The sequence below is a fragment of the Veillonella intestinalis genome (assembly GCF_943193155.1).
Taxonomy (GTDB): Bacteria; Bacillota; Negativicutes; order Veillonellales; family Veillonellaceae; genus Veillonella_A; species Veillonella_A intestinalis.
In genome coordinates, this window is record NZ_CALPDB010000006.1 from 117,243 (window position 1) to 128,543 (window position 11,301).

An 11,301-nucleotide genomic window follows, 5' to 3' on the forward strand; every position below is an offset into this window, starting at 1 on the left:
ACATTCCAATTATACCATGAAACGTCCTTTTTTTGAACCTTTTAAAACTATACCGTTTCCATTGATAGTCTACGGTATGCATAAAAAGCACCTCGTTTTGCCATCAACTCATCATAAGAACCATCTTCTACAACCCGACCAGCTTCAATAAATAAGATGCGATCCATCTTTTCTAAGCCACCTAAATGATGCGTAATATAAAGCACCGTTTTATCTTTCATAAGAGTATATAAGGAAGCCTGTAATTCCTGACGGACAACTTGATCAAGACCTTCCAATGGTTCATCCAATAATAATACAGGACTATTACGAAGCCATAAGCGAGCCAAGGCAATACGCTGTCTTTGACCACCACTTACGCCAGCGCCGCCACTCCCAATGATAGTCTTTAGGCCTTGTGGTAAAGATGTCACCCACTGTGTAAGGGCCGCAAATTCTAGTGCTTTCGCCAATTCTTCGTCGGTAGCTGTCGGTTTAGCTAAGCGAATATTATCCTCTACTGTAGCATGGAATAAATAGGTATCCTGAGTTAAAGCGCCATAACAAGCTCGAGCGGTAGCAATCGGCATGTCTCGCAATTCTTGATTATTTAAATAAATATGGCCTTCATATTCATAAAAACGTTCTAGCATCGTTAATAAAGTAGTCTTACCAGAACCACTCGGCCCTACAATGGCGACTTTTTCCCCCGCCTTAATATGAAGGGACATGTGACGATACACATATTCTCTATCATAAGCAAAACTCACCTTGTCTAAGCGGATGCCGATTGGTCGTCCTACTTTCTCACTAGCATCTTCACCAACTACTGATTTGGATAAATTATGACTAGCTGCCACATCAACAACTGCTGGTGGTTGCTCGGCTAATTGAACTAAGCGTTTCATAGCGGCTAAACTTTCACGCCCATGATACCAAGCAATTGTCAATGGCCCTAAAGCTTCAAAGTAAGACTGCAAAGAAATCGCCACTACAGCAATAAAAATCCCCGTCTGCTGACTGCCATGAGCCAAAGGAATCATAATAATAGCCCCAGCAACCATAGTAAATTGAGTAAGACCAAGGAATAATGTATCGCCTAAATTAGTACCACTATGAACTCGACTTTGTGCGGCAGTCAGTTTCTCAAATTGCTGACTAACTAACTGAGTAACACGAGTTTCTTGCTTGTACGTAATAATATCCATAATGCCAGCTAAGCTTTCTACAATCGTTTCTTTAATTGTACTGCGCTGCGCTAATACAGCTTCCGTTGCCATCTGATTATGACGATACACCAAGAAAGGAATAACTATAGCCCCTAAAAAGAACGCCAAAGCTAGTAACCAGACTAAAGAATAGCTAAAGAAACTCAAAAAATAAAAACCCAAGGCCGTTAATAAAACAGCCCCTACTGGTGGAATAATGACACGTAAATAGAAGAATTGCAAAGTTTCAATATCTGCCATAATACGTCCCAAGATATCTCCTGAACCAAGACGATTTAATGCAGCTGGCATCAATGGTTCTAACTTTTGATAGAACCATACACGTAAGCCATAAAGCCCTTGAAATGCCATATGATGCGATACATAACGTTCTACATAGCGACAAACAGCACGGCTAATACCAAAGAAACGAACGCCTACAATGGATAAACTCAATGCCGCTAATTCAGGGCGTAAAGCCGCTGATGTTATCAACCAAGCTGACGTAGTTAAAAGTCCTACATTCATAAATACGGTTAAAAAGGAAAAGAGTAAGCTTAGCCATAAAGAATTACGTGCTGGCCCTAATACGGCAAACAAGCGACGTAAAGAATCAAACGCAGATATGTCTTTATTAACTTCAACTTTCGCATTCTTTGTTTCAGTATCTGTACTAAAGCCGCTAACCTCTGCTGAGGAATCGCCAGAAGTAGTCCCTATACTAGCCTCACCAGAAGTAATAGCTATACTAGCCTCATCATAAGTAGTATCCTCTACTTCAACAGGAGGAATTATGCCTCCACCTAGGCCTGCTTTAACTAATTCACTAAAATACCCTTGATTATTCACTAATGTTTCAAAAGGCCCTTGCTCTACCAAAGCACCTTCTTTAAGCACTAATAAACGATCAGCCCAACGCATAGTTTGCAAACGATGACCAATGAGTAATACAATTTTATCTTGCATCAACCGCTGTAAAGCGGTAGCCAAACTTTGTTCAGTCGCCACATCCAAATGGGCAGTTACTTCATCAAGCACCAAAATAGGTGATTGTTTTAAAAAGGCCCGCGCTATGGCAATACGCTGCCGTTGGCCCCCTGAAAGACCTAAGCCACCTTCACCAATTAATGTATCAAGACCTTGAGGCAATGAATTGACAAAAGACTCTGCTTCTGCTGCCACTACCGCTTGCTGAATGGCTTCTTCTGAAACAGTTTGCCCAAATGCAATATTTTCACGCAAAGTCCCTCGGAACAAATGAGGCTGCTGAGGTACAAAAGTAACCGCATCACGCCATGACTCACTTGCTAGCTCCAATAAGTTTGTGCCATCTACTAAAATTTCACCAGCCGTTGGTTGCATGAGGCGCAATAATAAATGAGCTAATGTACTTTTACCAGCTCCGCTACCACCAACTAACATCGTCACTTCACCACGACGCAACGTGAAATTAATATTTTCTACAGCCCAAGCCATATTACTATTGGATCGAGCGGAATCCCCTACCTTATGACCTTGCCCATAAGCATATGAAACATTATTAAATGAAATCGACTCTATATGAGTAGCTGGCTGCAAGGAACCTGTAGTTGGTTCTTCAATAGGCAGTGCTAAAAAGTCATCAATTTTAGCTAAACTCACTTGCCCCGCCATCCCTGTATGGAAGGCTGCCCCCAATTGGCGCAAAGGTGCATAAAACTCAGGTGCTAATAAAAGGACAAAGAAAGCTGGTAAAAAAGTTTCATGTCCATACAATAAGGCCATCCCCATATAGACAGCAATAAGGGCCGTACTAATTGTGCTAACTAATTCAAGAACTAAAGCCGACAAAAAAGCCACCCGCAACACGCGTAGCGTAGAGTCTCTAAATTCGGCTGATAAACGAGCAATAACCTCTACTTGTTCTTCCGAACGGCCAAATAACTTAAGTGTAGCAATCCCTTGAAGCACATCAAGGAAATGGCCGCTTAAAAAGCTCATGCGCTCCCATTGTTCCTTATTCATAGATTCAGCTTTTTTGCCAATCAAAATCATAAAGAAAGGGATTAATGGAAATGTAATTAATAAAATAATAGCAACCCAAGGCGCAGCATCAATGATAGCAATCGCCATGACCAAAGGTATCATCATAGCGTAGAGCATCTGCGGTACATAGCGAGCGATATAAGCCTCTACATTTTCTAAGCCATCGGTCATTAAATGGACCACATCACCATGTCGTTCGCCAGTAAAAGGCCCCAAATCTAATAAATGATACCATATTTTTTGTCGTAAATCTTGCTTAGCCAAAACAGCTAAATGCCCTGCGGTCCGTTCTTGGCAATACGTGGCAACCATCCGTACTATAATAGCACCAATAAGACAAAGGATTGTTCCCCACACAGCCTCGAGCGACTGACCTTCAAAAAACGTTTTTTCAATCAATACTGCAAAGAACCAGGCTTGCCCTACAATGCCCAATGTTCCTAGCAAACTAAAAATCCCTAAACCTATAGCCTTTCCCTTAAACCGAAGTAACTCTTCACGAGCGGTTTTGACTATCACAGAAGCCTCCTACTATAAAAAAGGAAATGCACATGTTACGATGTGCATTTCCTAACTCTTACATAATGCGTATCATTTATAATACACAAACTCATTATGTCATTAATCACTGCTCATTAGCAGTTTATTAGCAATTAATTCCTAATTAATCGCCCCAAAGCACAAAGCCGTCATCATCTTCATCAGGAATTTCAACTTTTTTAGGTAATGTTTTCGTAATAACATCACCAGTGGATGCATTAATCAATACATCTTGCTGGACAAGGCCTAATTTATCATCTGTATGATAAATTGTCACTTCATATTTAACATTGCCTTCTTCAGCTTCAAGTTTCCAACCTTTGCTAAGCGCATCGCCACCAATATTAGCAACAGCTACGGCTTCAGCTTTCTTAGGTTCAATCACGTTCAATGGATTGAATACTTTATTTGGAATATCTTTTTCTTTGCCATCAACTTCTTCTTTTAATATTTTAGAAGTAATAACATCTACGGAAATTTTATACGTATTTTTTAATGTATAGCCAGTTACTTCATAAGCAAAACGGCCACGATCTGGTTTCAAAGCAATAGAATGAACTGCCGAATTTGGATATTTTGCTAGAAAGATTCCTGCCACTTGGCGCATTGTCAAAATCATAGACTGATTCGGACCTTCAACAATTATTGTAGGATTCATATCCGCCGCTGCCACTGGTTGTGGTACTGCTATAGACGCTATGCCTACAGCAAATGCGCAAGCTAGCACGCTAGCGAAAGATTTCTTTTTCATATACTAACCTCCTGGACATATGTATACGTTGTTATTCTTTAAGTATACCATAGAGACTTATGAAAACTCAATTTTGAATCTAAGTTTAAATTTTATGCCTCTTCCAAACGTTTATCTACATCTTCTTTAAGCAATTTGTAAATAGTTGCTGCCAATGGCACACTTAATAAAATACCTGGTACACCATATAAAGTGCCACCAATTGTAATCGCTGCAAATACCCAAATACCTGGAAGCCCTACAGAACCACCAACCAAACGGGGATAAATAACATTACCTTCAATTTGTTGCATAACCACAAGAACAATAATAAAGATTAATGCATCCATCATACTTACGGATAACAGCATAACGAGTCCCATAAATCCGCCTATATAAGCACCTAATAAAGGTATTAATGCGGTTAAACCAATAACGCAGCCAATGGTCATAGCATATGGTACGGAAAGACACCATAAGCCAATCCCCACCATGACACCAAGAATAACCGCATCTAGAAATTGTCCTACAAAGAAGCTACTAAATACTTGGCTAGCTACACGCCATACATGAACAACCCCACGTATATGTTTTTCTTTACCATAAGCGCGCGCTAATCGTCCAAACTGACGGCGTAAGGCTTCTTTATCCAACAATACATAAATTGCAAAAATAAGACCAATGACTAAGTTAAACACCATTTCAAAGGCATCGCTCATAGTCTGCACAATATATCGTCCACTATCAGCCCCAATTTGTCGCAATTGTTCTACAATATTCTCGGTTGAAATGGAATTCATCACATCAGCCGTTGATAAATATGGTGTATTATTAATAAACTGATTTACCCATTTAGACGATTCTTTATACAAATCTGGCAAAGCCTGTACGATAATCCCTAACGAATGAACTAGCTGTGGAATCGCCATACGACCTACGAGGAAAATAGCTAACAATACTGCTAAAATGGCTAAAACTACGCATACCGGCCGTCTTGTGGCATGTTGCCAACCACTCACTTTCGTAGGGAAATAAATACGCTCAAATCGTTTTACAATAATATTTAAGATAAACGCAATTAGAACTCCCCAGATAAGCGGCATAATCGCATTCATCGCCATACGGAAGGATTCCAATACAGAGTCAAATTTGATTGTAAATAATAAAACTAAACCACTAAGTATAATTAAGCCTATAATCGACTTATACTCTTTAAAAAAATTCATACGCCTCTTTCCTTACACTTATTATATTGTATTGTTAAACACTCGACTTCATATCAGTAAACATAACTAGCATTGAATTATGCAAATAGTGCGTCTAAACCCGCTTCATCTAATATAGTCCCTACTGTAAATGGACCAAACAAACCAAAACGAGCACTTACTTCATCAAAACGCATTTCATTAACAATTTTCTTAAACTGTACTGCATCATCAGACATAAGGGTAATACCCCATTCCCAATCGTCAAGACCGCAAGCCCCCGTTGTAAATTCTTTAATCGTTTCTTCGTACTTCTTACCAATTTGGCCATGGGAACGCATCATACGACCACGTTCAGCACGATCAGTCATATACCAGTTATCCTCTAAATTACGTCGTTTACTCATAGGATAGAAGCACATATATTGTAAGCGAGGAATATGTGGATATAAACGAGCCTGCACTTTTGGATGATTAATATCCGTTCTCATATAATTGCTTACTTCAATAACCGACACAAAGGAAGCGGTTGGCTCTAACACAGCACCAATTGCCAATTTACGAAGGGCGATTTCTTTGGCTGTTACAGCTTCTAAAGTTGGCTGTAAGAACCAAATCATAATGTCCCCTTTACCACCGGCTACATTATATAAAGCATAACTTGATGTTTCCGCTTGATGTTCTGCTTCTAACTCTGCAATAAAGGCTTTAAACTGTGCTAAAGCTTTTATCTGGCGTTCAGTATCCCAGGACTGCCATTTTTCAAAATTAATTTTATATGTTGCATGAATACTAAACCAGCCTTCATAAGTAAGAACCGCTTTTTCATCAACACTTGCAGCATCACTATGTCCAACGTGACCTGGATGGCCCATATGTTGTTCACTCATTATAAATTCCTCCTTAAACATATCTATTTTTATATTTTATTACAAATTAACGTTCATTAACCATATGCTGTACTAATTCCTGAGCTTGACGCACGCCATCAGGCATGCCCACTCCATCAAAAGGAGTACCAATCATATGTAACCCTGGATAGGCTTTAGCCGCATAATCTTTTAAACGCCCTACCAATTCACGATGTCCCACCTTATATTGTGGCATACTTTTATTAAGTCGTGTTAATTCCACCCAAATCGGCGTTGCTTTAAATTTCATAATACGCTGGATTTCACGGATAGCTAATTCTTTAAGAGCCTCCTCATCAAGACGTTGTACTGTATCATCACCAGGCTTACCCATAAATACCCGCAATACAACTTTATCTTGTGGCGTTGTCTGTGGCCATTTAGCGGTAATATATGTACAAGCCGTTAACGGCGTTTCACTCTTACGCGTAATTACAAAGCCCGTGCCATCTAGCGGAGCATCAAAGCTAGCACGATCAAAGCCCATCACGGCAATTGCACAAGATGATAAGTCCATATTCATTAACTGTTCAAAATGTTTATCTTCAGCAAACCACGCTTTATAACTCTGTGGTGGCGTAGTAATGATAACATCATTGTATGGACTTTTAACCGTACCACCAAGCACGTAACCTTGGGATACCTTTTCAATGGATGTCACAGGCGTACTCTTATGAAGCGTAACATTAGCTGGCATTTGCCCAACTAAGGCATCAATAATAGATTCTAAGCCTCCTGTGAGTTGACGGAATTGACCACTCGGTTTAATATGACTATTCGCCCGTTGCTTACGCGCAGCCAGCATACCTTTAACCATATTCCCATGTTTTCGCTCTAAGCTATGAAACTCTGGAAAAGTAGCATCTAGGCTAAGTTCATAAATATCGCCCCCATAAATACCTGATAACAGAGGCTCTATCAATTTATCCATCATCTCTTGGCCCAAATGGTATTTGAAAAAATCACCAATGGACACATCCCCATCCGTAGGGTATGGGCTTTTGAAAAAGTCTTGCATAGCCCGAATTTTACCAGGCCAGGATAACAAGGTCGACTTAGCAAAGGGTACAAATTCTGTAGGAATGCCCACAATAGCACCACCAGGCAAAGGATACATAGCGCCACGGTCATAAATAAATGCCTGACCAGTCGCATTTGTTACAATCGTATCACCTAGACCTAATTCATTAATTAAGTCAGTCATCGCTTGCTTACGCGCTAAATAGGAGTCAGGCCCTACTTCTACAACATAACCGTCTACACGTTTTGTCTTTATTTTACCACCAAAGCGGTTATCTTCTTCAAATACATCAATTTGCCAGTCTGGTTTGGCTTGACTTAAATAATAGGCTGCACTTAGCCCTGTCAAACCGCCACCAATCACAGCTACTCGACTCATTCTTTCACCTCGTCTTTTATCGGTAAATGTCGCACTGCCTGTGCCATAGCCTTTACAAAGGTTTCATCTGTATTTGGCATGGACACACGCCAATAGGACACATTTAATTCATCACAAAGCGCCTTACACGCTATATCATTATCATAGAGTATCTCTAAATGATCACATACAAAACCTATAGGCACATACACAATAGCGTCAGCTTCTTGTGCTACTTTTCGTGTCACTTCCATTACATCAGGCGTTAACCAGTCACCACGCACACCTGCACTTTGCCAAGCCATCTCATACTTCGTAAGCCCCACTTGTTCAGCAATACGTTGAGCCGTAGCCTCTACCATTTGAGGATATGTATCCCCCATATGAATTACATGATAAGGCAAGCTATGCGCTGTAAAAATAACCGCCACATGCTGCGCCTTCACCTTAGCCAATGTCTGAGCTAAAGCCTTGCTCCAGTACACTAAGAATTCGGGCTCCTCATTCCAAGCCGTTACCTCACCAATAGATAGACCATAGCGAGCTGCTCGACGTTTAGCCCGTTCAAAATATGAAGCTGTAGCAAACATGGAGAAATACGGAGCCATAACAATGGCAACTGCCTCCGTCAAACCAGCCTCACCCATAGCAGATACAGCATCTTCAATAAATGGTGCCATATGCTTATGACCAATAAATAATTCGTACTCTACAGTTTCACTTGTTTCATTGAGCTGTTTTGCTAATAACTCCGCTTGTCCCTTTGTAATAGCTGCTAATGGTGACAAGCCTCCAATAGCCTCATAACGGCTTTTTAAAACGGCTACCTCAGCCTCCGTCGGGGCATAACCTCGACGAATACTTGTATAATACGGCATTAAATCCGCTTCTGTTTCGGGCGTACCATACGCCATCACTAATAAACCTATCTTTTGTTTCATCTCGCCCCCGTTAGCAACTCGATACTTCATGCACATACGTTACAATCCGTTTGAGCACTTCCGGATTCGCTTCTGGTACCACCCCATGGCCTAGATTGAAAATGTGCTTACCATGAGCCTTACCAGCTGCTAAAATGCAATCAATTTCACGCTGAATAATCGGCCAATCAGCAAATAAATAGGCCGGATCTAGATTACCTTGTACAGCCTGTGTAATACCCATAGCCTGCGCTTCTTCAATGGAACAACGCCAATCAAGACCAATTACGTCGACAGGCAATGTTCGCCATTGAGGTAATAAATGATATGTACCTACCCCAAACATAGTAATCGGCGTTGTCGGATATTTAGCTTTTAATGAGGCAATCAACTCTTCCATAAATGGATAAATTCGAGTGGCATATTCACTAGCACTTACAGCGCCAACCCAAGAATCAAAAATTTGTACAGCACTCGCACCTGCTTCAATCTGTGCCCCTAAATAAACAATACTCATGGCCGTTAATTTAGCCATCAACGCATCCCATAAATCAGGACGAGCCACTAACATTTGTCGTGTTTTTTGATACGTTTTAGAAGGACCACCTTCTAGCATATAACTGGCTAACGTAAAGGGAGCGCCACCAAATCCAATAAGTGGCACTTCTAATTGCTCTTGTGTCAAAATGCGAATTGTTTCTACTACATGCGGCAATGAAGCTGCCACATTTAATTCCTGCAAAGCTTCAATATCTTCAGCAGTACGAATCGGGTTGCCAATTACAGGACCAATGCCAGCTTTTAATTCTACATCAACTCCAATAGGCACCAATGGAGTCATAATATCTTTGTATAAAATAGCGGCATCTACATCATATTCTTCTACCGGTAAGCGTGTAATATAAGCACATAATTCCGGTTGTTGGGTAATCTCGAACAAGGAGTATTTTTCCTTAATACGGCGATATTCAGCTTGACTGCGACCAGCTTGTCGCATAAACCATACAGGGCAATGAGTTGTTTCTTCCCCGTGGATTGTTTTTAAATATGTCATATTCATGAGATAGTCTTCTTTCTACTAGTTCTAAGTATATACTTAATCTTACCATTTCTAGTGACAAATGAAAACTTTTTTCCATAAATTTCACAAATTTGCCTAATTATTTTTTCTTAATCACCTTTAAATAAAAGTATCCCTTACAAATAAAAAACCGTATAGTGTCGCGACACTATACGGCCTCTTTATTGATTAATTTTTCTGTTGTCTGCCAACTGACAGTTCTTAAAAGTGTTTTTACCGCCGTGCGAAAGCGCTATCTACACTATAACGGCCTGGTCCGGCAATAAATAACATAATCGAACCAAACATCATTTGAGATGGATAATCCCACTTAAAGAACCCACCCCCAAAGGCTGCATACGTCGCAATTAGCAAAGTAAAAGCAATAAGCAATGCACCTAAACGAGTTAAAAATCCTAAAATGATTAAAAAACCACCTAATAATTCAGCAGCCGCAGCACCCATACCTAATAACAAAAAGCCATCAGGCACACCAAACTGAGCCATAGTATAGCCAATGTTATATAAGGTTTGCTCACCGCCAGCAAATTTAAAATAACCATGTGCCATCATAGATAGGCCGAATACTACACGATAAAATAGTAAGCCTAAATCTTGATAGCGAAATAAATTATGAAACAAAAAATTCATATATGATCGCCAATCTCCTCAATTAATATGAAATTATATAGTGCCCATTATTTAACAACTTTGGCAAATCCTTTTACCAAAGGCCACAACATATCATCATCAGCACTATTTAAAGCAATAATGCGTGCTGAAGGACCAAAATACACATTATCATACAATACAATGTGCAAGGTTTCAGAGTAAATAACATCGCCTACTGGATTATCAAAACGCAATGTACCAGTGTATGTGCCATTTTTTTGTTCTGTTAATGGTTCTACTACACGATACGCTTGCACTGTATTCATAGTGCCTGCATTAATGGCAGCAGCTAACTCAGGCAATGAAGAAGAGTCCTGTTCTTTTTTCTTCTTCAAAGAAATCACAGGCATTTTACTTTCAATTCCTAAATTACGTAACCCCTGTTCACCAAACCGTACATCCGCTACTAATCCATAAGAAAATACATTGTCTACCTTATAACGCAACTGATATACATCAGCACTTAATAAGCCTTTATCCAATAAGAATTGTTTAAAATCCTGACTATCTGTAAACAAGGCTTTTTGTGAACCAGCTAATATTGTTACATTATTTGGCACTTTAATATCTTTAATCGCTACCGTCGTAGGCGTAGCTGCACTTGCTAAACTAGTAACACTAACGGACAAAGCTAACGCCAAAGTAGCACACCAAGTGGTTGCTTTCATGGACA

The 11,301-nt window shown here is 40.0% G+C and carries 9 protein-coding genes; all 9 read right to left on the reverse strand.

Annotated features, from left to right (window positions below):
• Window positions 1–47: 47 nt before the first annotated feature.
• Window positions 48–3,731: a thiol reductant ABC exporter subunit CydD gene (gene cydD, locus NFR44_RS08300; protein WP_251443607.1), complete on the reverse strand. Its 3,684-nt coding sequence runs from the start codon at window positions 3,729–3,731 to the stop codon at window positions 48–50.
• A 145-nt stretch (window positions 3,732–3,876) separates the two neighbouring features.
• Complete coding sequence (locus NFR44_RS08305; RefSeq protein ID WP_251443610.1) at window positions 3,877–4,503, reverse strand: PepSY domain-containing protein; 627 nt, start codon at window positions 4,501–4,503, stop codon at window positions 3,877–3,879.
• Window positions 4,504–4,595: 92 nt separating this feature from the next.
• Window positions 4,596–5,708, reverse strand: a complete 1,113-nt coding sequence (locus NFR44_RS08310; protein WP_251443612.1) for an AI-2E family transporter — start codon at window positions 5,706–5,708, stop codon at window positions 4,596–4,598.
• 77 nt (window positions 5,709–5,785) lie between these two features.
• Window positions 5,786–6,577, reverse strand: coding sequence for a hydrogen peroxide-dependent heme synthase (hemQ, locus tag NFR44_RS08315; protein WP_251443615.1), 792 nt, complete (start codon window positions 6,575–6,577; stop codon window positions 5,786–5,788).
• 46 nt (window positions 6,578–6,623) lie between these two features.
• The gene (hemG, locus tag NFR44_RS08320; RefSeq protein ID WP_251443619.1) at window positions 6,624–7,997 is read right to left on the reverse strand and encodes a protoporphyrinogen oxidase; all 1,374 of its coding nucleotides are present in this window, start codon (window positions 7,995–7,997) and stop codon (window positions 6,624–6,626) included.
• On the reverse strand, window positions 7,994–8,947 hold the full coding sequence (gene hemH, locus NFR44_RS08325; RefSeq protein ID WP_251443622.1) for a ferrochelatase: 954 nt from the start codon (window positions 8,945–8,947) through the stop codon (window positions 7,994–7,996). Before hemH ends, hemG begins: the two co-directional genes overlap by 4 nt.
• On the reverse strand, window positions 8,928–9,956 hold the full coding sequence (gene hemE / locus NFR44_RS08330; RefSeq protein ID WP_251443625.1) for a uroporphyrinogen decarboxylase: 1,029 nt from the start codon (window positions 9,954–9,956) through the stop codon (window positions 8,928–8,930). The genes hemH and hemE overlap by 20 nt, the downstream gene beginning before the upstream one ends.
• A 234-nt stretch (window positions 9,957–10,190) precedes the next feature.
• Window positions 10,191–10,607 carry a DoxX family protein gene (locus NFR44_RS08335; protein ID WP_251443628.1) on the reverse strand — a complete coding sequence of 139 codons (417 nt, stop codon included), beginning with the start codon at window positions 10,605–10,607 and terminating at the stop codon, window positions 10,191–10,193.
• Between the two features lie 47 nt (window positions 10,608–10,654).
• The gene (locus NFR44_RS08340; protein ID WP_251443630.1) at window positions 10,655–11,296 is read right to left on the reverse strand and encodes a hypothetical protein; all 642 of its coding nucleotides are present in this window, start codon (window positions 11,294–11,296) and stop codon (window positions 10,655–10,657) included.
• Window positions 11,297–11,301: the final 5 nt, after the last annotated feature.

Excerpts from the sequence above, each read along its gene's own strand:
- hemE (WP_251443625.1), bottom strand. The coding sequence starts at position 9,956 with ATGAATATGACATATTTAAAAACAATCCACGGGGAAGAAACAACTCAT.
- NFR44_RS08310 (WP_251443612.1), bottom strand. The coding sequence starts at position 5,708 with ATGAATTTTTTTAAAGAGTATAAGTCGATTATAGGCTTAATTATACTT.
- hemQ (WP_251443615.1), bottom strand. The coding sequence starts at position 6,577 with ATGAGTGAACAACATATGGGCCATCCAGGTCACGTTGGACATAGTGAT.
- NFR44_RS08335 (WP_251443628.1), bottom strand. The coding sequence starts at position 10,607 with ATGAATTTTTTGTTTCATAATTTATTTCGCTATCAAGATTTAGGCTTA.
- hemG (WP_251443619.1), bottom strand. The coding sequence starts at position 7,997 with ATGAGTCGAGTAGCTGTGATTGGTGGCGGTTTGACAGGGCTAAGTGCA.
- hemH (WP_251443622.1), bottom strand. The coding sequence starts at position 8,947 with ATGAAGTATCGAGTTGCTAACGGGGGCGAGATGAAACAAAAGATAGGT.
- NFR44_RS08305 (WP_251443610.1), bottom strand. The coding sequence starts at position 4,503 with ATGAAAAAGAAATCTTTCGCTAGCGTGCTAGCTTGCGCATTTGCTGTA.
- NFR44_RS08340 (WP_251443630.1), bottom strand. The coding sequence starts at position 11,296 with ATGAAAGCAACCACTTGGTGTGCTACTTTGGCGTTAGCTTTGTCCGTT.